This window comes from Xenorhabdus sp. PB62.4 (assembly GCF_014467285.1).
In the GTDB taxonomy this organism is placed as follows: Bacteria; Pseudomonadota; Gammaproteobacteria; order Enterobacterales; family Enterobacteriaceae; genus Xenorhabdus.
On sequence record NZ_NKHR01000005.1, the window covers coordinates 140,224 to 160,379 of the forward strand.

Below are 20,156 nucleotides of genomic sequence, written 5' to 3' on the forward strand. Positions count from 1 at the left end.
TGAGCTTTATCTCATTAACAACACAAAACAGTTCGTGATCATGATCTCTTTATTTTCACGGCAGAACAGCCTAATATCATTTTAATCACTTCGAAAATAACACCCCCCTCCTTGCGATGCGGGGTGTTATTTTGTATTGAGTCTAATTTGGAGCGTGGTATGACAAAACCTAAAATTATTATCAACGAACTGGATGCCGAACGTTTAGATTCCTTGTTGGAACAACCTGCATTTGCTAACACCAGCATTGCAGTTGCCCTGAATGAAGAGCTGGATAGAGCGGAAATTGTGTCTCCACCCGACATTCCTGCCGATGTTGTCACAATGAACAGTGAAATTCGTTTTATTGATCTGGGCAGCAATGAAGAACGTGTTCGCACACTCGTCTATCCGGCATCTCTGAAAGACAGCACCAAACATTTGTCCGTTATGGCTCCTTTGGGTGCCGCACTTTTGGGTCTGAGAGTGAACGATGAAATTAGCTGGAAATTACCTAACGGCGAAAAGACACGCGTAAAAGTATTAGAAATAATTTATCAACCAGAAGCCGCAGGTGAATATCACCGCTAACTCACAGCCAGCCCGGTTACACCAAACTGGCTGTTGTTGATTGAGTATCCCTATTGACCGGCGATACTCATTTCCGACAGCAATACTGAACCACACTGAATATTACTGCGTGTTTCAATGTCATTACCGATTGTCACCATATTCGCCCACATGTCCTTCAAATTGCCTGCAATGGTGATTTCACTGACCGGGTATTGGATCTCGCCGTTTTCAATCCAAAAACCGGATGCGCCGCGGGAATAGTCCCCAGTGACAGCACTAACGCCTTGACCCATCAGCTCAGTAACGAGCAGGCCGGTTCCCATTTCACGTAGCAAACCCGCAAAATCCAGTCCCTGACCTGCGATATGCCAGTTATGAATTCCGCCCGCATGGCCTGTATTCGTCATACCCAACTTACGGGCAGAGTAGGAAGTCAGCAACCACGTCTGCAAAATCCCATCTTTGATGATATCGCGCGGCGTTGTACGCACACCTTCACTGTCAAATGGTGTTGAGGCCAGCCCACGCAACAAATGAGGCTGTTCTTCAATTGTCAGCCATGAAGGCAGGATCTGTTTGCCCAGACTATCCAACAAGAAAGAAGATTTACGGTAGATGCTGCTACCGCTAATCGCACCAACCAAATGACCGAATAATCCTGTTGCCACTTCCGCAGAAAAAATAACAGGCGCTTTCATCGTTGGCAGTTTACGCGCTCCCAGACGGGAAAGTGTACGACGGGCACACTCCTGCCCAACCCATTCAGGTGATTTCAACTCGTCAAAATGGCGACTTATGGTATAGGCATAATCACGCTCCATGTTGCCATCTTGCTCAGCGATCACACAGCTCGACATTGAATGACGGCTTGAGCAGTAGCTTTGCAGCATGCCATGGCTATTGCCAAATACCCGAATGCCATAATGGCTGTTGAAACTACCGCCTTCGGTATTGGTAATGCGTTTATCTGCCTGCAATGAGGCTTGTTCAGCACGGGCCGCCAATTCAATGGCCGTATCTGCATCCAAGTCCGCAGGATGGAAAAGATCCAACTCCGGAGCCTCAAATGCCAACAGCTCTTTATCAGCAGGGCCTGCGTAAGGATCAGGAGATGTATAGCGAGCGATATCAATTGCAGCCTGAACAGTACGGGCGATTGCCTCTGGGCTGAGATCGGTTGAAGAAGCGCTGCCTTTGCGCTGCTGATGATAAACAGTGATTCCCAGTGCGCCATCGCTGTTAAATTCAACATTTTCGACTTCACTGAAACGCGTGCTGACGCTAATCCCAGTGGTTTTATTAACCGCGACTTCTGCGGCATCACAACCGGCTTTCGCTAATTCCAGAGCGTGAGCGACTGCGTTTTCCAGTTGCTTACGTTGCTCTGCGACTTGTTGATTGGTAACTATCATTAATTAACCATAATCCAATGAATTAAAGAGAGAATTCGTCAGAAAAAATGCCTCCGTCCGGTTCATGACATGAATGCCGGGTGGTAATCAGGCAATTTTCCCAGTTACAATACACAATATTAGGATGTTAACACCCACCGGACGATAGGTCATGCTCCAAAATGCACCTTATCCGGCCTTTTTAGAAGGAAAACAATTATGGCAAAGCAGCCTGAAGATTGGCTCAACAATTATCCTGCTGAAGAGGAAGAAGAAGAGATAATCTGGGTCAGTAAAAGTGAAATCAAGCGGGATGCTGAAATACTGAAAAAATTAGGCACAGAGCTGGTTGAACTCAGCAAAAGCCAACTGGAGCGTATTCCACTGGATGAAGATTTGCTGGCAGCCATTGAACTGGCACAAAAAATCAAACGTGAAGGCCGTCGCCGTCAATTGCAGCTAATTGGAAAGCTACTGCGTGCCCGTGATCCTGAACCAATCACGATTGCGTTGGATAAACTGAAAAACCGTCACAACCAGCAAGTTGTTATTCTGCATAAACTGGAAGAGCTACGTGACAAACTCCTTGAAAGCGACGATGCGCTTGAAGAAGTCGTGGCGCTGTATCCACATACGGATCGCCAGCAACTTCGCACACTGGTCCGCAACGCCAAAAAAGAGAAGGCGGCCAACAAGCCACCGAAATCTTACCGCCAGATGTTCCAATACCTGAAAGAGTTATCGGAATCCGCTTAGTATCCTCTTCACCGCCATTTCGTTAAGAATTGGCGGTACTTCCTTCTATACCTTCCTCATTTCCATATCAATTCAGCTTACGTTAACACCTTGAATTAAACGTTAGTCGTTATTCCTGATGATTATCAATACGCTACAAAACACCTTCAAGCTTTGTACCAGCACAGTGATTTTGAGGAAGTTTGTCTGGGTGCCCTTGACCGTGATCCTAAAGCAGAAGAATTATTATCCAAGGCTGATGCCCTGATATTGATCCGTGAAAGAACACTTATTGATGAGAAATTTTTTTCTAAAACCCCCAATTTAAAACTGATCAGCCAAACGGGAAAAGTTGCTTACAATATCGATCTGGCCTTGTGCAAACAGCGGGGCATTGCCGTTGTTGAAGGTTCGGGTTCACCGATTGCCGCCGCCGAATTAACCTGGCTATTAATTCAAAGCTCCATACGCAGATTTGTACCTTCTGTAGAAGCCATGAAAAAAGGCCACTGGCAGGTTGGATTTCTGCAATCTCAATCCATTAAATGATATTTACTAAAATGTATGGCTTATACGGTCGCTCTGGTAGAGAGTCTTACTTTAGAATACAAGCATTGCATAAAAAACAAGAATGCGGCAATTAGCACTCTCTACATCAATATTCATTAACAGTAATGTATCGAGAAAAAAATATATTGACGAGTTAAATTATTTATCTGTTTTATATGAACGTCATATATTTAGTTCAGACAATTCTGAAGAAAGAGAATCCATTCTTCAAATGATGGGAAATGAAATAAAGTACTTAGAATATCAAGAGCATTTAATCTATCCTTTATGCTTTTTTATAAACATAAAGGATTTATATGTTAGTCTTACAGATGAAAAATATAACACTATTGGCATTGAAATAAAAAATGTAAGCGCAGTATTAATATAATCATCGATATCATGAGCGAGTAATAGCATGAAAATAAAAAAAGAAAGAGCAATAAAAAAAACAAAAACAACACCATGAAATTTTCTTTTCAAAATACATATTTCTTGCATGATTTCATAACCGGAGCGCTCTGAGGCAGCTTTTATCAAGCTAATATCCTTTGAAGTAAAACCATGTTCAATCATTAGTGACTCTATATTTTTTTCCATTTTCACTCACCTTTAACAATTTTGTCATATATGCAAAACGCTGACATTAAAATTGAATATTCTGTCAGGTTGACTACCGTTGCCATTTGATTTCCTGAAAAGTGAGGAGCATATACCAGAATCAACAAATTGAATACGTGATCCAAACAGGGATAGATACAAGTATGAACGGATGCGCAAAAGCCATCCTGTTGTTCATTGAAGATAAATAGGATTTATGTTGATTTGAAAAGGGAGTCAAACCGTTAAGGATTCCTGCCAGCCTGATTTTTGCCTGAATTACCGTGCATATTCCGATAATCCCCCTATATCCTGCCAACACCAGCCCAAAATTGGATCTAATTCGTTAATTAATTTGATTGATTAATGTGTAGAATAAATGTGCTTTTCTGTTCAACTACGCATTTTATCTCGCTGAGATTCAGCATAATACCGAAGCCTAATTGATAAAACATAAGTTAAATTCAATGAAAAACAACAAGGGATCGCTTTATCTAAAAGAGCGCGCTTACCTGCGAGAGCTGGCTGAGCACATCGCGAAAGAGTCACCGCATCTGGCTGAATTTCTGGTTTCCTCTCATGACCCTGATATTGCCCGTGTTTTCGAAGCCTTTGCGTTTTTGATTGCCAATCTGCGGGACAAGCTGGAGGATAATTTTTCCGAAATTGTTCACGGCATTCTCTCCCGTATCTGGCCGTTAGCTTTGTCTCCTGTCCCACCGACGACGATAGTACAGTTTACGCCCACGGATAATGAACATCAGGACACTGCCGAGATCCCGATCAGTACATCGGTGTCTGCCAGCCTTAACGGACAGTTGATCAACTTTAAAACCTTATATGGACGCCCCCCGGTTGGAAGCCGGTAATCACTGCTATCCGCTGCCATTGAGGGGATCGGTGTGCTTGTACCGGCTGCGGGAGGTTCAGGTGGTAGTGCAGCCCGAAGACAGCGAGCAGCGTGGCACGCCTTATCACTGGCTGCCGATTGAGCAGCTTGTTCCCGCCGGGCGTTTTTTCGATGACGATGCGCAGCCCGACACATTTTATTACCAGCTCCAGACTGAATCTGATTTTCTGGGCAGGATCCGGCACCGGCTGTGCTTTTTTGATTTGGCCGGCAATCCGGCAAACAATCTGCCGGAGATTGCTGTCTCGTGCTATTTCACCGGCTACCATGAGCAGGCACTGACGCTGGAACAAGGCGCAATTACCGTGACGCAGGAAAGTGCACCGTCTCATCTTGATGTGCAGAATATTATTCCGGTGGTGACCGATTATCCACCATTGTTACAGGAAAATAACAGCTGGCCGCTGCTCTCCTGCCTCTCCAGTCCGCCGGTGATGTTATTTTCCACCGACAGCCTGAAACAGTTTCTCCGCCTGTTTGACCCGCATAGCGAGACAAACCATCCGCTGAGCCGCCAGTTCCAGCAACACATTGACGGCATTGTGCAGGTAAAAGAGCGCCTGACTGACCGCTTAAGACGTGGGCAACCGGTTCGTGGGTATGTGTTATCGCTCACGCTGAATCCCGGTTGTTACCGCACGTCCGGCGAGATGTACCGCTTCAGCCGGTTAATCAATCAGGCGATGGCCTGCTTTATCTGCCAGTCCACGTTCGTCATGCTGGAAATTTTTATCCCGGACAACAGTGAAGTGCTGTGGCAGTTCTGGCACGTCGATGGATTACGCCCGGCCATGTAAGGCATGCATGTCATAAACGATAAGGAATAAAAAATGAAAAGTGGATTACGTTTTACCTGCCACATCGCCGGTGTGCCGGAAGACACCTTTGCGGTTGGCGATTTTTCTCTACAGGAAGGATTATCCGAACTCTTTACCCTCAATCTGACACTGGTCAGAACGGGCAACCCGAATCCCTTTAAACCACAGACGGAGATTGATTTGGCCTCATTGCTGATGCAGAAAGCGGTACTGCAAATCTTTCACGGGGCAACCGAGCAACGCAAAATCACCGGCATCATCTCCCATGCGGACTGGGTGGGCACCGATGGTAATAAGACAATCTATTCCGTCACCGTGCGGCCTGCCTGCTGGCGGCTGACGCTCAATCAGGACAGCCGAATTTATCATCAGCAAAATGTGCCGGCCATTTTAAACAGCCTGCTGAAAAAACATCGGGTGAAAGCCGATTCGAAGCTCTACGATGTGCATCAGGACCGGGAATATGTGACCCAGAAGCGCGAATCCGATTATGCATTTTTCAGCCGGTTAGCCGCGGAAGAAGGTATCAGTTTCTGGTTTGAGGATGAAACGCTGTTTTTCAGTGACAGCCATCTGGGCATGACCGCTGGCTTACCGCTGCAATACCAGCCCCAGCCGGAAACCGCGCACGGGGTAGATACGATTTATCAGGTACGGTTAGGCGTCGGCATGAGCCCGCAACGCAGCCTGCACAAAGATTTCAACCCGGAGAACCCGCGCTATCACCTCTCCCATATGCACAGCAGCGAAGGCTTCCGCGACTTCGGCAGCCAGACCCCTTACACCGTGTTTGAAAGTTACGGGCGTTTTCAGAAAGATGCGGCCGCCATTCCGTTTTTAAAATACCGGCAGGAAGCACTGGACAACCAGAAACAGACTGGCAGCGGTAGCAGTAACTGCATCAAACTGATGCCAGGTAAAATCTTCGAGATAAAAAATCATCCCCATAAACCGCTTAATGTGCGCTGGCAGGTGGTCGGTATCAGCCATCACGGGCGCTGCCCGCAGGCATTGGGAGACAGTGGCGGTGAAGGCACTACGCTTTCCAACCAGTTCAGTTTTATTTCCGGTCTGGATGATTATCGTCCGCCTTTCCACTACAAACCGCTGGCAGATGGCGATGAAACTGCCATCGTGGTCGGCCCGGAAGGCGAAGAAATCTTCGTCAATAAAGACGGGGCGATTAAAGTCCATTTCCACTGGAACCGCTATGACCAGCCGGATGATGGGGCATCGTGCTGGGTGCGGGTGGCACAGGGCTGGAACGGTAACGGCTTTGGTTTTATGGCGATACCGCGGATCGGGCAGGAGGTGATTATCTCCTATCTCAATGGTGATATTGACCGTCCGATAGTCACCGGCTGTGTCTATAACGGCCTGAACCGCCCGCCACTGGATTTACCGGCGCAGAAAACCCGCACCACCTTTAAAACCAAAACCCACAAAGGTAAAGGGTTTAACGAACTGCGTTTTGAGGATGCGAAAGACAGCGAAGAAATCTATCTCCACGGTCAGAAAGATCTGACTGCGCATATCGAAAATGATGCCTACTGGCATATCAAGCATGACCAGAAGCAACGCATCGATAACAACCGTTACCACGATATCCGCGCCGATGACCATCATCAGGTCGCCGGTTCGCGCAAAATCACCACCGAAGGGGATGTCTCCCACCGGATTGCCGGCAGCCAGTATACCCAGACCGGGGATGCGACCGTCATTGACAGCGGGCAGGAAATCCACCTGAAAAGCGGCGGCAAGGTCGTACTGGAAGCCGCATCAGAAATCACGCTGAAAGTGGGTGGCAGTTTTATCAAAGTTACGCCCGGCGGCATTTTGTCTTCCATGATTAATGTGGGGCAGGGTTCGGCAGGCAGTGGGCGAGGGCTGGCACTGCAATTACCGGAAGGTGTGGAGCCATTGCCAATGGTGGAATTTCCGGTCAAAAAATATTGTGCATTGCAGGCTCAGGAGAATGCTGCCTGGGTGATTAAATCCCCGCAGGGAGGTCAGTCATGACTGATTTCACCCAAAAAACAAGCTGGGCAACCTGGCTGGGCGGATCTGACAAACCGCCAGTTTACCTGATGATCAACCCGCTTTCGGTGCCTAATCCTGTCAACACGCTCTATGTGAACAACTGGGTTGAACAGGCTTTCCCCCTGTATAGCGGTACATCGCTTGCTCACCTGATGGAGCAGGGACCGTGGCTTATCCAGCCGAAAGGGGACTGTCTGCCCACCCTTGCTCGTCTGCTTGACCGCCGCGCATTCAGCGACGGCAGTTGGGGCTGGGCATACCGTAGCGATACGGGCTGGCAGGCACAACTGGATCACTGGCAACGTCACCAGCTCGTGACCCTGCGGGATGAACAGGTCGTCTTCCGGCTCATGGATACACGTATTCTGCGGGTATTGATGCCCGCGATGCAACCGACAGACTGGACATCTCTGCTTAACCCGGTCACTGAGCTGATGGTGGATATGCCTGAACCGACGGTTTTTCTTCGACCGGCACAATGCCCGTTCAGCCAGATTGAACGCCCCTTTGTACTGGAGCCGCATCTGATTGCAGCGTGGGAGCAATCAGATTTTGCACTGGAAGGACTCGCAAAAACGCTGATGTATGAACTGTGGGAAGCACAGGGCGAACTGGCACTGAAACGGGATACTCCCGAAGGTACTTTGATCCGTGACCTTGAAAAATGGCTGCGTCGGCACCGCCAACAGGGTTCACGTTTACAGGCGCTGACCCTCCATGACTTTCTGGCAGGAAGCGAGATTGATGCACAACGTACTTAATCAATAAAGGATTTAATCGAATGAGTGACACAGGAAGATTAGATTGTGTGCCCTGCAATACATTCAAACACTGGCTGGAATTTCAGTTATTGGATAATCAGGGCAAGCCATTAATCGGTATCCCCTATACCCTGAAAAGCCGGGATGGGGTGATCAAGGCCAATGGCGTGACGAATGGTCAGGGAATACTGCGGGAAGAAAATTTATCACCGCTTCCTATGACACTGCATGTGGATGCGCAGAAATTGGCAAACCAATTGGTTGAAAAATCCTCTGTTGCAGCGGTGACAAATGAAAAAGCATCGGGTTCCTCCTCCGCGATTATGCCGGGCGAACTTAGTGATGGACTGCCGAAGATCGAAGGCTGGACAGAAGAAGCCCTGCAAACAAAATATTACACTGACTCCGGATATTCGGGCATAACGGTCATGCCCGCACATAACCGCCGGCATGTGATAGCCGTCGAACGTATTGTGAAACCAGTGTTTGCAAAATCCTGCCTGCAACCCGCGGGTTGTACAGATGCAGGGACTGGAATGGAACCATATACGCACTTTGGTGAGATGCAGATTTATCGGGCCGAACCGGCACGCCAATACAGCCCAAACAGGCAGGAAACCTCTGAGCCATTTATTCTTAAGGCCATTGCTTGGGTAGGGAATCAGATATTTTCGCGGGCAGAAGCCAATCCGATGATATTTAATGAGGTAATGCGGCAGGAGATAATGAGGCAGATGACAGCTAATGCGGCAGCAGCTCAAGCAAATAATGGCGATATCGATAAAGATAGCCGACTAGTCTCTCAAAGTGAGCAACAAAAGCTGAAGGATGTCCAGTATGAGTTATCCCGTGATGTTTATCTCGTCGGGACATCTGTAGCAGTATTAGGCGCTATGATGCGAAGTTGGTGGAATGGCAGCGACAGTGATTTAGAGAGTCATAACAATCTGATAAAAATTGCAGATGAAAAGGGTACTGCGCCAACACGTGTTCGTTACCGGTTTGTTGAAGATGTAAAAACCGGGCAATCAATCCCCGTAGGATACCATACTAACGAAGAAAGCGGGTTAGAACAGGTCAAAGTTCGCCATGTACAATATAATAATTTACTCAACCAATATGAGTTTTGGGAAGATGATGCAGATTCGCCGACATTGGTCTGGTATGTCGATACACAAAAAGACGGAATATCGCAAAGTGAAATTAGCGATCAGTATGGGCAGCATGATACCTCAATAAACGTCAAAGTCATCCCGCTTGATCCAACGATCACCAGCCAAACGCCCGGCTTACCGATCCCAGAACAGCCAACATGGCGGGACGGAATTCTGGTCAACCCGCAGCAATATCCGAATGAAATCGCGGGAAACAAAACTGAAACGCCGATATTAGATGGAACAGACCAAGGGCCGACGAAGACAACCACCCCCGTACAGGAGAGTGATTTCCGGGATTATATTCTGATTTTCCCGATCTCGAATATACCGGCAATTTATGTTTATTTGAGCAGTAGTCATGGTAACGGAAGTGGATTAATTGATGGTATACCGAGAAATCCAGGAACTGCGAGACGTTTTATGTCAAAAAAAGAATTTAAACATTTCCAAGACGAAGGTTTTGTGTATGACCCTGAAGATCCAAGAGGCGGGATTAGTGTTACTTCTGTAAAAGTTGATCCTAAAAATCCAGATGCGATAAAAAGAAGTACAGGAGCACTCGGAGCTGACTACTATGTTGATATTGATACAACTAAGAAACACGTTGAGTTAAAAGGAAAAACTAAAGGAGGAGTAATGGATTGGAAAATTAAGGATAATGTAACTAATGAAGATATTATCAATTCTGGGAGAGTAAGAAAATGAGAAATGATTTTCCTGTTATATTGAATAAATTTATTAAAACGTTCTACGAACTTGAAGATTGTATTAGAGAAGTGAATAAATCAGATCATTTTGAATATAAAGAGGATTTTGAAGTTAATTTGGAAAAGCTAGTTACAATGAAAATTTATCAAACAAAGATATTCGCTATCCTATTGAATAATTTTCCAGAAAGCGCGATCTCTCTTTTAAAGAGGCGTTATTTATCTGTCGACTTAAAAAACTCTCCCCGTGATCAGGTGGCTGATTTGGCGTTTTTATTCTCTCATGTAAGAGAAATTTTAGGTGATAAAAAACTGAATGAAGTGCTTAATTGTCCAGAATTCATACAAAGCAATAAAGATTACTACCGTGTAAAAGAAGCTATTGAATTTGCTCTGGATGAAGATGAATAAGATATAAAATATGAGTAAGAAAAGTCATAAAGTTTAATGGCTTTTCTTTTTCAATAAAAGGCCAAATAAAAATAAAGGAATAATAACATGCACCCATTAGGACAGATGATAAAAAAATAAATCTATTGAAGATATACCAACCTAATTTGAAGATGCAGGTTTTAAAAACTGAAAATTGTCAGTCAGTCGAGTCGTAAGTTCTTTCGCTTTTTCTGGCAAAGTGGCATGAAAAAAGTGACGAAGGGTTTCACGGAATGTCTTCGCATCCGGAAAATAGACATTGTTACGCACCTGCTCATTCATATACTTCCACAATCGCTCTATTGGATTGAGGTTTGGGCTGTAAGGCGGGAGGTGAGCCTGTACTGCATTTTGTGTAAATGCCTTTTCTCAGAGGTGGCCGTCCAGACGGTCACCAAATTCGATAATAAAACGACTCATCGCCATTCGCCAGTCCTGCAACGGCATTGTCCATTTCTGTGACACAGCCTGAATGGCCAGCCAGATCACCTTCTTCACAGATTCATCTGACGGGAACACCTTACGCTTTTTAATCGCATGACGGATAACGCTGTTCAGCGATTCAATCGCATTCGTTGTGTAGATAACCTTGCGGATCTCGGACACCTCAAAAGCCTGCTAATGTTATTCATATAACAATGAGGTGTGACAATGAAAGTGAAACTCACTAACCACTGAATTTAAGCTGGAAGCGGTTCAACAGGTTGTCGATGTCTCCCGTTCATTGGCGATCGATAACAGCACGCTGGGGAAATGGATTCGCCAGTACCAGGCCGAAATGCAGGGAATAACGCCTGTGGGCAAGGCACTGACGCCCGAACAACGCCAGATACAGGCATTAGAAAAACAGGTGAAACACCTGAAAATGGAAAAAGAAATCCTAAAGCAGGCGGCCGTGCTGATGAGCGAGATACGCAGTGGCGCTATACGTTGATCACACGGCTGAGCACCCGGTGGCCGGTGACAGAATTATGTCAGATGCTTCAGGTGTCACGCAGTGCCTAATTATGACTGGCGACAACGCCCTATCGACACGGAACGTCTGCAGTTACGCATCCGGGTTCGTGAATTGTATAACCAGAGCCGGGGAGCGATAGAGCCGCCTGCTAGCCAATGAAGGCCGGCCGATTGGTCGCTGGAAGGCCAGGCGGTTAATGCAGGAATGCGGTCTGCAAAGCCGTCAAGCGGGGGCTCAGCATTATCGCCCGGCAGGGTTTGAAAAGTGAATGGATCCCGCCAGAAGGCTATCTGGACATTCATGAGGCAATGAGGGATATCACCCACTATTTGGGCGGGTATGACAACGACATCCGTCCCCATAGCTTTAATGGAGGAATTTCTCCGGCTGAATACGAAAGACAGTGGGAAGAGGCTAGAAATGTGTCCGAAACTTCTTGACCGCTACATGTTTTATATGGCCGCAGTGACCATACTCGCTGCGTTTTTCCTGATGCTGACGACAACCAGGGGTGCACTTCGCCACTGAACTGTTCAAGAGACAATAATACCTAACTCTGATACCAGCTGGCTGATTTGCCATGCGTCCAATCTGACACCTGATAGATCCACTTTTCTAATATCAAGTCCCTGAAGCGATGCACCTCTTAAGTCGCTTCCTGTGAAATTTCCGTCACTCCATCTTATTCCGGAGAACTCTCCATCGGAGAGATCCGCACCACTGAAATCTGTTTTCGTGATATCGGTATCATACCACCGGTTTCCTCTCAAACTGCAGTTCTCCAGAATCAGTCCCGCCAGACTGGCATTGCTTAAATTCGAATCCTCAATTTTTCCCGAGCAAAAGTATTTTTTCCTTGTCAGTTGTTCAGAAAAACTGGCATTTTCAAAACTAGTACCTATTAACCTGCAGTTCGTGAATTCAGCACCGAAAAGATCTGCAAATGCAAAGTTGCATAGAGTTAAATCACAGTTAATGAATTTTGCATTCCTGACTTTATTGCCATAGAATGAACACCCGGAGCCACTCTTTTTATTAAAAAAAGCACATGAAAGAAAAATTGCCTCGTTTAAATTTTTTTTTCCAAAATCCGAATCGCAGAAGTCGACAAACTCAAATTGGTTGCCTGTAAAAGACTGAGATTGAAGTACGCCGAATTTTTCTTTGTCCATTTCTGTATCCCATGATGTTCGTTAACAGCAGAATATTTTTCTCTGGGTTGCCATAATAGCTGCCCTGATTGTAATCTGCTCCCTGAGGTCATAACTGATTGAACGTAGCTATACGCACTCTCTGTACAGGGAAAAATTCATCCGGTCAATGGACATAAGGCATGATAACACGATGCCCCATACAGAGCATTTCCAGGATGTTGTTGTGGTCGAGACATATCGGATACTAATGAGAGGCTCAAGGAATCCCAACAGAAGAGGAAATTTCAGCCCATCACATTAAACCGCAATTCCCCTTCCAGCTCTTCTTCTGCTTCTTCAAACAGCAGCACCAATGCTGAAAAACGCGCTTGTTTCTGTGACGTTAAGTTAATGAAATTAATTTCAACCGGCAACTGGATCTCTCCCGTCACAGCATCCCACAGCGCATCCAAGTTAGCACCGAAATCGTCCCCAAGATCAAAGCGCTCTTTAAATTCATCATAAAAAGTGCTCAAGTCCGGGATTTGGCTAAAGTCGAATTCCACCTTTTTCATATCATTACTCCAGCCGGGTAAAACTGTTGTAGTGATCAACCGTTAGATAAATAAGGCCATCATTAGAATAAAGTAATCTGTCACTTCCTCTGTGTCCACACTGATAATTCACATCGGCTTCAAACCAGTGACGGCCAGCTTCTGTCGGCAGTTTATTCTCACGGTTGGCGAACCGATCACCGCCAATTGCCCGTCCCGGCAGAATTTCACATAAATTGCCTTCACGGGCATTCCAGCCAAGGCGGCGGGCTTGTTTCTTCGTAATGTAATAGTCCGGTAATGTGTGATGCTGACGAAGATAGTCCGCAACACGGTTCTGTTCGGTCAGAACATCAATCTGCTGAGCAGGTGCCTTTTCTGAAGCTATTGTCTCTGAAACAATTGTCTCCGCAGCAATTGTCTTCTGCTCTGTTGCATCCTTGCCAAACGGCACAATTCCTTTGGCAAAGACGACATAGACAACTGCCAGAACCAATAATACAGCCGTTAATATGCTTTTTTTCATGATGACCTCAAGCTATTCATTTTATACCCGTCATATTTCAAGTTGCTGCTTTGTTGGTTGAGCTGCAACTTGAAATCTATTGGGTATATATCGCTTAAGAAATTATCAGGCTGTTCCACCTACGGTCAGGTTATCCAGTTTCAAGGTTGGCTGCCCAACACCTACTGGTACACTCTGGCCTTCTTTACCGCAGACACCGACCCCTTTGTCGAGGGCCAAATCATTTCCAACCATTGAAATCTGCTGCATGGCTTCAATACCAGAACCAATTAAGGTCGCCCCTTTTACTGGCTTGGTGATTTTGCCGTTTTCAATCAAATACGCTTCCGATGTTGAGAAAACAAACTTACCGGAAGTGATGTCCACCTGACCGCCACCAAAGTTCGGCGCATACAGACCACGATCAACGCTGGCGATAATTTCTTCTGGTGTGGAATGACCCGCCAGCATATAGGTATTGGTCATACGTGGCATTGGCAAATGAGCGTAAGATTCGCGTCGGCCGTTCCCCGTCGGAGCCACGCCCATCAGGCGGGCATTGAGTTTATCCTGCATATAGCCTTTCAGGATGCCGTTCTCAATCAGCACGTTGTACTGCCCCGGAACGCCTTCATCATCAATAGACAGTGAACCACGGCGGCCTTCAATTGTGCCGTCATCCACGACTGTGCACAGCTCAGAAGCCACTTTTTGCCCAACCTGACCGGAGAAAACAGACGTTCCCCGACGGTTGAAGTCTCCTTCCAAACCATGACCGACGGCTTCATGCAGTAAAACGCCCGGCCAGCCAGCACCCAATACAACTGGCATAGTTCCCGCAGGTGCCGCAACTGCCGATAAGTTGACCAGTGCCATGCGTACCGCTTCACGGGCAAATTGTTCTGCCAGAACTTGACCATCTTCGGTTTGCAGGAAATATTCGTAACCGTAACGAGCACCACCACCACTGCCTCCGCGCTCACGCTTACCATCTTCTTCCACCAAGACGCTAACGGAAAGACGTACCAACGGACGAATGTCTGCGGCCAATGTGCCATCTGTTGCCGCCACCAGCACCTGCTCATAAACACCGGTCAAGCTGGCATTAACTTCTTGTACCCGGGGATCTTCTGCTCGTGCGATTTGATCAACCCGATGCAGTAAAGCAATCTTCTCTTCCCTGCTCATGCTCTGCAAAGGATCAACTGCCGGATAAAGTGCTTTATGTGTCACTGCACCTAATGTATGTGCAATGCCATTGCCCGCTTCTCTCACAATGCTGCGTGCGGCGTGAGCACTTTGCTGCAAAGCATTCAGTGTGATTTGGTCAGCGTAAGCAAACCCTGTTTTTTCTCCGCTAACCGCGCGGACTCCCACACCTTGATCGATATTATAGGAGCCATCTTTAATGATGCGGTCTTCCAGTACCCATGTTTCATGGAAACTGGATTGAAAATAGAGGTCGGCATAGTCCAGACGACGTTCCGCCAGTTGGCCCAGAACAGAGAATAAATCTTGATGATTCAGATTATTAGCAGCCAGTAAGTGTTCACTGACATAAGTTAAACTCATAGTAATTACTCTTTACCTTAATTTGTATTCTTTTTTATCAAAGAAGTCAGTTGTGGACGGAATCGATTGTGTTTCACCACTTTGATCTGCTCACGCATGTGAGTCAGACTGTCCGGCCGGATATTAAGCTGTAATGCGCTGACGGTCAGAGGATTTTTCTTGATGACTTCCCCCCAACCACTCACCGCCATTGAGTGCCCCCATGTCCTGCGAGTGCCATGTACGCCAACCTGAGCGGGTGCCAGAATAATACATTGATTCTCAATGGCACGGGCTCTCAGCAAGGGTTCCCAATGCGCCTTACCGGTCAGGCGGGTGAAAGCCGCTGGAACGGAGATAAGTTCCGCACCTTGTTCACGCAATGCCTGAAATAACCCCGGAAAACGCAGATCATAGCAGATAGTCATTCCCAAACGTCCCACAGGTGTATCGACAACGGTAATGTGTTCCCCACGCTGATAAATAGTGGATTCATTATAGGAACCATGCTCATCGTTAATATTGACATCAAACATGTGGATTTTATCGTAACGGGCACGGATTTCGCCTTGATCATCAAACAATAAACTACTGCTTGTGATGCGAGAGGGATCTTCCCGGCTGATCATCGGCATAGAACCAATCAACAGCCAGATACCGTAACGTTGTGCCATTTCACTCACAGCCTGCTGCAATGGGCCACTTCCCTGCACTTCTGCATATTCACGGTAGGTATCGGCATCCGCAAACAATAAAGCATTTTCTGGAGTCAGCACCAATTGTACTGTGTCTGGCAATTGCTTAATCTGTTGTTCAATCTGCGCTAAGTTATGTTTAACGTTTGTACCACTGCATAATTGTAAGAGTGCAACATTGACATTTCTCATGGCCCTTTATTCTCCTTAAGCTGACGTAAAACTTCATCAATTTTAGGTTGTTCGAAGCTGCCCGTTAGCCGATAACGAATCACTGATATCTTGCTCCATAGCGGCCCCAGTACTTTTGTCGCTGCAAAAACCGCTGCACCAGCCACAGGGTTGACCGCAAAGGCTGTCGCGACCCCTACCGTTGCCGAAATTTCCGGCGTAATGACTAATTCCATATTGATCTGACGACGAACTAAGTCAGCCACTCCCGAGGCATTGATATCTGCTGCTAACCCATCAATGAGAAAATTATCGGCATGTATGACCCCATTTTTTATCGTTGCATCGCCATGAATGGAATCAAAGGCAAAATCATTACTGAATGTGTCGCTGAAATCCAATTGTAATTTACGTAACAACGCATCAAAACTGATAAGTCTTAGTAATTGCCCTGCTCTGCCACCCCCCAATTTGGCGATGGCGCCCTTTTTCATATCTGCGGTCAGCGTCCCATTCAGGGTTTTAAGATCGGGTTGCCACGGGACATCCTGCCACTTCAAATTGAAATCAAACTTAAAAGGTGCATCAACTATCGGGACAATAAATCCGAGATAAGCCACCATATCATCGAATTTTTTCCCCGATAGTTGCCCTTTGGCTTGCGTATAATTTCCTGCGTTGGTTTCATGCCAACTGCCGGACAGTGTCAGTTTTCCTGCGCTATTTTCTACTTTCCCGTTGGTCAGGATCAGGGAATCACCTTGCGGTATAAACGATGCTGATACTTTGCCGAGTTTTAGCCCGGCGATCCAGCATTCTGTGCATTCAACATTCAACTCCGGCCAACTGCTCAGGGAATAATGGGGAGATGGCACCTTATCCGACGTTAATTTATTGGCCTCAATCGACTCCGTTGCAAACAAGGGATCGTAATAAAGATAATCGATTAACGCCCGAACCTGTTTATTATTTTGAATCCACAAATTGCCACTAATATCCTGCCCCACGGCATTGACGCTAGTACCATCAACGTGTTGAACAATATTGAATGTGAGATCATCCCAGCGCTGCCCGGCAAGATCCAGTGAAGGCAACGAAATTTCGAATACACTTGGCCATCGGAAGCCATCATCATTTGATGAATTCCCACTCAGCGGCGCAATCAGCGCCAATAATTTTTCACCGTCAATTGCCGGTAGTTTTAATGCCAACAGTGATTTTTCCGGCAGGGCAGGAATTTCAACACCATTCGAATGAAAAGTACCTCGTTGCAGCCGGACATGCTTTTCTTCCAACTTTTCTTCCAACTTCCATTGGCTATTGAACGCATATTGTCTGCCTATTGAGCCTCTCATCTGGAATTGGTTGATATTGCCTTCTGCAAAAACATTAACCTTATCCCATTCTTGCAGGGAGTTTGTGTCCAATGCAGGCAATGTACTCTTGATATGTGACAAATCTGCATTGACAGCAACCCGATATTTTACGTCGTCCTTTGAAGCTCGATCACTTGGCGGTATCGTAATATTCACGTTCCCCTGCCAATTCAGCGTTCCGGACAACTTACGGCGAATTTCAGCAGGAAGTTCCGGTAATGTCTTCGCAGCCCAACGTGCATCTAAATCGACATCCACCTGATAATGTTTTGCTAAGTTCTGAGTGGAAAACCGCAGTGACAAAGGGTTTCCAAGCCAGTGAGCAGATAGGTTGTCACTTTTTAAGTTACCATTTTCAAAGCGAAATTTGCCGCTAAGGTGTTCCATCCTGCTATCCAATGGCTTGATAAAGAGGCTGGTATCTTTTAGCGCCACCTCTCCCCTGGCTTTGACTTCACCGTGTTTCAAAGGAATGTCCAAGTGAAGCCTGCCATCCACTTTGCCGTCAAGTTGCAGGCTATCCAGTGCGCTGCCAATCGAATCCGCCATCGGGCTGTGATTAAAATAATCGTGGATATTCTGTCCATCCCCGGATATCCCGGCATCGATAACTAGCTGTTGCTTACCATAATCTGGAATCACTGCTGAAACTTCGGTAGCATCCACTTCCCCTAGCCGCGTTTTCATCGCCTGCATCTGTAATCCGTTATTTTGGAAATTCAGGTCAATATCTAAATCAAACAGGGCTGGCCAATCGGGTTGATATTGAAATGTCGCATGGCGCAGAGGTACAAAAATCTGGAATTGGCCGTTGTTTTGTTTAAAAGGGAAATCATGGGGATTGCCCCGAAAAACCAAAGTGGCATTATCGACCTTTCCCTTGATCAAAGAGGCCGTCAGATAGTCTGTCAGGGATTCCCCCATCAGTGGCTTGGGAAAATAACGCCATGCCTCACCGATATCATTCACCCGAATCCCGGCGAACATTTTCAATAAAGGTTGGTCATTTTGTGGTTTCAGGTAATGAAAGTTTCCATTGAGCCACAATGATTTTGCTTGCAAATCCAGCCCCTGGCTCCAAACTTCCAAGCCATTCTGGCTATCTTCCCAAATAATCTGCCCTTCGCTACTGGCAATATTGAGCGGAGCCTGAAACAGGCTGCCATAATCAATGGTGCTGTTTTTCAAGCCAAAGGTGAGATTACCCCTCTGTTTATTGCCTTCCAACATGCCACTGAAATGGTCGGCTGAAGGCAGGTCTTTCCAGCGTAACCAGCTCACATCCTGCCATTTCATGCGAATTCCCAAATCATCAGGCAATTCAGGGGTAATATCGAGGGCAAAACTATTTAACGTACCTTTCGGTTGCCAGTGCTGCCAATTCTTGACGATATCCGGCGTTACAAAAGAGAGTATTGGCAATAGCCCATTTAAACGCTCAAGCCGGATATTCTCAGCCCGTATCCGCCAATGGTCTTTATCCTGATATTTACGAGCGTCCTTAAGATAGAGCGCTGAGATATGCCCCGCCGGCCACTGCTGACCGTTAGTTTTCAGGTTTGCCAGATTTGGAACATTAAACAGCCATCCTTCATCCTGACGACGCATCTGCAAGAGTAAATCATTCACCACAAGCTGGTGTTTTTCATTTTCCAGATGCCAGTTGGCTTCCCCTTGCTTTAGTTGCAAACGCCCACTATCAATTCGCCCTTTCTTTAAGGTAATCCAACTCGCCAAACTGAAACGGGCATTTTCCAGCCCTGTATTATCCTTTAACCAACGGCTTAACCACAGCCGCGTATCGATATCATCGGCTTGTAAATAAATAACGCCATTATCCAGAACGCCATTGATATCGTTCAAATCCAACTTGACTTGTACAATACCTTCCTGACTATTAAGACCTTCCTGACGATTAAGTGAAGAAAGATTGACACTGCCTTGTGCCCGATGGCGATGATCTTTATTCAACCATGTTAGTTGCGGTAATTGCAGTTCTGCCTTTTCACCGGATGGAGTGAGAAAAACCAGGCTGCTGTCATGCAAATTAAAATGATTGAACTGTTCCAGAAACAGAGAAGAAAGGCTATTCGGTTCAGATAGCATACTTTCGCCATCTTGCCCGAACAGTCCCTTGTCATAATTCACTTGAAGCTGATAAAAAGACAAATCCCGGAAATACCAACGCCACTGTAAAAGTGAACGCCAGATATCCAGAGAAAGTGTGATTTTTTTAGCTTCAAGACCGATATGCTCCGACTTCGCGCTGATATTCCGGATTTCCAGACTGGGGCCAAATGGCTCCCAATGACCGGTGATGTAACCAATATCGACAGCGATATCCGTCACGGCAGCAATTTTTTCTGTTAATTGCTGACGATATTCATTGATATGTGGCAGGAAGAAACGTAACCCGCTGACAAGCAAAGCCACAATGATAATGGCTATTGCGGCTGTCGCTAATAATATCCCCGGCAGTCGCCTCACACATTTCTCCTTGGTTGTCAGCGCGATTTATTTGAAAAAACAGAACCTATTTAAAAACAGACTCGCTGCAAATG

17 protein-coding genes and 3 pseudogenes are annotated in these 20,156 nt (G+C 46.3%); 10 read left to right on the forward strand and 10 right to left on the reverse strand.

The features are described 5' to 3' along the window. The first annotated feature begins 159 nt into the window (after positions 1–159). On the forward strand, positions 160–570 hold the full coding sequence (rnk, locus tag Xenpb_RS06795; RefSeq protein ID WP_099116018.1) for a nucleoside diphosphate kinase regulator: 411 nt from the start codon (positions 160–162) through the stop codon (positions 568–570). A gap of 50 nt (positions 571–620) precedes the next feature. Here rnk and pmbA read toward each other — a convergent pair whose 3' ends face one another. After that, positions 621–1,964 (reverse strand): metalloprotease PmbA, encoded by a 1,344-nt coding sequence (gene pmbA / locus Xenpb_RS06800; protein WP_187653632.1) that lies wholly within the window; start codon positions 1,962–1,964, stop codon positions 621–623. Between the two features lie 198 nt (positions 1,965–2,162). On the opposite strand from pmbA, the gene yjgA reads away from it, so the two are divergent. After that, positions 2,163–2,699, forward strand: a complete 537-nt coding sequence (yjgA, locus tag Xenpb_RS06805; RefSeq protein WP_099116016.1) for a ribosome biogenesis factor YjgA — start codon at positions 2,163–2,165, stop codon at positions 2,697–2,699. A 111-nt stretch (positions 2,700–2,810) separates the two neighbouring features. Next, complete coding sequence (locus Xenpb_RS06810; protein ID WP_187653707.1) at positions 2,811–3,227, forward strand: hypothetical protein; 417 nt, start codon at positions 2,811–2,813, stop codon at positions 3,225–3,227. Between the two features lie 279 nt (positions 3,228–3,506). On the opposite strand, the gene Xenpb_RS06815 is transcribed toward Xenpb_RS06810, so the two are convergent. After that, positions 3,507–3,827 carry a hypothetical protein gene (locus Xenpb_RS06815; RefSeq protein WP_187653633.1) on the reverse strand — a complete coding sequence of 107 codons (321 nt, stop codon included), beginning with the start codon at positions 3,825–3,827 and terminating at the stop codon, positions 3,507–3,509. Between the two features lie 467 nt (positions 3,828–4,294). On the opposite strand from Xenpb_RS06815, the gene Xenpb_RS19890 reads away from it, so the two are divergent. Genes Xenpb_RS19890 through Xenpb_RS06840 form a run of 6 tightly spaced genes read left to right on the forward strand, consistent with a single transcriptional unit; the run spans position 4,295 to position 10,631 of the window. After that, positions 4,295–4,696, forward strand: coding sequence for a type VI secretion system baseplate subunit TssF (locus Xenpb_RS19890; RefSeq protein WP_255523054.1), 402 nt, complete (start codon positions 4,295–4,297; stop codon positions 4,694–4,696). A gap of 37 nt (positions 4,697–4,733) precedes the next feature. Next, positions 4,734–5,534, forward strand: a complete 801-nt coding sequence (locus Xenpb_RS19895) for a type VI secretion system baseplate subunit TssF (RefSeq protein WP_255523055.1) — start codon at positions 4,734–4,736, stop codon at positions 5,532–5,534. 33 nt (positions 5,535–5,567) lie between these two features. Further along, positions 5,568–7,574, forward strand: coding sequence for a type VI secretion system Vgr family protein (locus Xenpb_RS06825; RefSeq protein WP_187653634.1), 2,007 nt, complete (start codon positions 5,568–5,570; stop codon positions 7,572–7,574). Then, positions 7,571–8,356, forward strand: coding sequence for a DUF4123 domain-containing protein (locus Xenpb_RS06830; protein WP_187653635.1), 786 nt, complete (start codon positions 7,571–7,573; stop codon positions 8,354–8,356). Before Xenpb_RS06825 ends, Xenpb_RS06830 begins: the two co-directional genes overlap by 4 nt. 20 nt (positions 8,357–8,376) lie before the next feature. Then, a complete protein-coding gene (locus Xenpb_RS06835; RefSeq protein ID WP_187653636.1) occupies positions 8,377–10,218 on the forward strand; it encodes an S-type pyocin domain-containing protein in 1,842 nt (613 codons plus the stop codon). Next, a complete protein-coding gene (locus tag Xenpb_RS06840) occupies positions 10,215–10,631 on the forward strand; it encodes a hypothetical protein (protein WP_255523057.1) in 417 nt (138 codons plus the stop codon). The genes Xenpb_RS06835 and Xenpb_RS06840 overlap by 4 nt, the downstream gene beginning before the upstream one ends. A gap of 141 nt (positions 10,632–10,772) precedes the next feature. Here Xenpb_RS06840 and Xenpb_RS06845 read toward each other — a convergent pair. Continuing rightward, positions 10,773–10,988: pseudogene (locus tag Xenpb_RS06845) on the reverse strand (transposase); the annotation flags it as partial. Between the two features lie 33 nt (positions 10,989–11,021). Continuing rightward, a pseudogene (locus Xenpb_RS06850) lies at positions 11,022–11,255 on the reverse strand (transposase); the annotation flags it as partial. Positions 11,256–11,337: 82 nt separating this feature from the next. Between Xenpb_RS06850 and Xenpb_RS06855 the strand changes: the two are divergent. After that, positions 11,338–12,050: pseudogene (locus tag Xenpb_RS06855) on the forward strand (transposase). Positions 12,051–12,143: 93 nt separating this feature from the next. Here Xenpb_RS06855 and Xenpb_RS06860 read toward each other — a convergent pair. The 6 genes from Xenpb_RS06860 to yhdP all read right to left on the reverse strand — a co-directional run bounded on the left by Xenpb_RS06860 (position 12,144) and on the right by yhdP (position 20,082). After that, complete coding sequence (locus tag Xenpb_RS06860) at positions 12,144–12,782, reverse strand: pentapeptide repeat-containing protein (protein WP_187653637.1); 639 nt, start codon at positions 12,780–12,782, stop codon at positions 12,144–12,146. Between the two features lie 266 nt (positions 12,783–13,048). Beyond that, positions 13,049–13,318, reverse strand: a complete 270-nt coding sequence (locus tag Xenpb_RS06865; RefSeq protein WP_187653638.1) for a barstar family protein — start codon at positions 13,316–13,318, stop codon at positions 13,049–13,051. Between the two features lie 4 nt (positions 13,319–13,322). After that, complete coding sequence (locus Xenpb_RS06870) at positions 13,323–13,823, reverse strand: ribonuclease domain-containing protein (RefSeq protein WP_187653639.1); 501 nt, start codon at positions 13,821–13,823, stop codon at positions 13,323–13,325. Between the two features lie 105 nt (positions 13,824–13,928). After that, a complete protein-coding gene (tldD, locus tag Xenpb_RS06875) occupies positions 13,929–15,374 on the reverse strand; it encodes a metalloprotease TldD (RefSeq protein WP_187653640.1) in 1,446 nt (481 codons plus the stop codon). Positions 15,375–15,391: 17 nt separating this feature from the next. Then, positions 15,392–16,240: a deaminated glutathione amidase gene (gene nit1 / locus Xenpb_RS06880; RefSeq protein WP_047963560.1), complete on the reverse strand. Its 849-nt coding sequence runs from the start codon at positions 16,238–16,240 to the stop codon at positions 15,392–15,394. Then, complete coding sequence (yhdP, locus tag Xenpb_RS06885) at positions 16,237–20,082, reverse strand: AsmA2 domain-containing protein YhdP (RefSeq protein ID WP_187653641.1); 3,846 nt, start codon at positions 20,080–20,082, stop codon at positions 16,237–16,239. Before yhdP ends, nit1 begins: the two co-directional genes overlap by 4 nt. Positions 20,083–20,156: the final 74 nt, after the last annotated feature.

What these genes read in the sequence shown, in the direction of transcription:
- rnk (WP_099116018.1), top strand. Translation starts at nt 160, where the DNA reads ATGACAAAACCTAAAATTATTATCAACGAACTGGATGCCGAACGTTTA.
- pmbA (WP_187653632.1), bottom strand. Translation starts at nt 1,964, where the DNA reads ATGATAGTTACCAATCAACAAGTCGCAGAGCAACGTAAGCAACTGGAA.
- yjgA (WP_099116016.1), top strand. Translation starts at nt 2,163, where the DNA reads ATGGCAAAGCAGCCTGAAGATTGGCTCAACAATTATCCTGCTGAAGAG.
- Xenpb_RS06815 (WP_187653633.1), bottom strand. Translation starts at nt 3,827, where the DNA reads ATGGAAAAAAATATAGAGTCACTAATGATTGAACATGGTTTTACTTCA.
- Xenpb_RS19890 (WP_255523054.1), top strand. Translation starts at nt 4,295, where the DNA reads ATGAAAAACAACAAGGGATCGCTTTATCTAAAAGAGCGCGCTTACCTG.
- Xenpb_RS06825 (WP_187653634.1), top strand. Translation starts at nt 5,568, where the DNA reads ATGAAAAGTGGATTACGTTTTACCTGCCACATCGCCGGTGTGCCGGAA.
- Xenpb_RS06830 (WP_187653635.1), top strand. Translation starts at nt 7,571, where the DNA reads ATGACTGATTTCACCCAAAAAACAAGCTGGGCAACCTGGCTGGGCGGA.
- Xenpb_RS06835 (WP_187653636.1), top strand. Translation starts at nt 8,377, where the DNA reads ATGAGTGACACAGGAAGATTAGATTGTGTGCCCTGCAATACATTCAAA.
- Xenpb_RS06840 (WP_255523057.1), top strand. Translation starts at nt 10,215, where the DNA reads ATGAGAAATGATTTTCCTGTTATATTGAATAAATTTATTAAAACGTTC.
- Xenpb_RS06860 (WP_187653637.1), bottom strand. Translation starts at nt 12,782, where the DNA reads ATGGACAAAGAAAAATTCGGCGTACTTCAATCTCAGTCTTTTACAGGC.
- Xenpb_RS06865 (WP_187653638.1), bottom strand. Translation starts at nt 13,318, where the DNA reads ATGAAAAAGGTGGAATTCGACTTTAGCCAAATCCCGGACTTGAGCACT.
- Xenpb_RS06870 (WP_187653639.1), bottom strand. Translation starts at nt 13,823, where the DNA reads ATGAAAAAAAGCATATTAACGGCTGTATTATTGGTTCTGGCAGTTGTC.
- tldD (WP_187653640.1), bottom strand. Translation starts at nt 15,374, where the DNA reads ATGAGTTTAACTTATGTCAGTGAACACTTACTGGCTGCTAATAATCTG.
- nit1 (WP_047963560.1), bottom strand. Translation starts at nt 16,240, where the DNA reads ATGAGAAATGTCAATGTTGCACTCTTACAATTATGCAGTGGTACAAAC.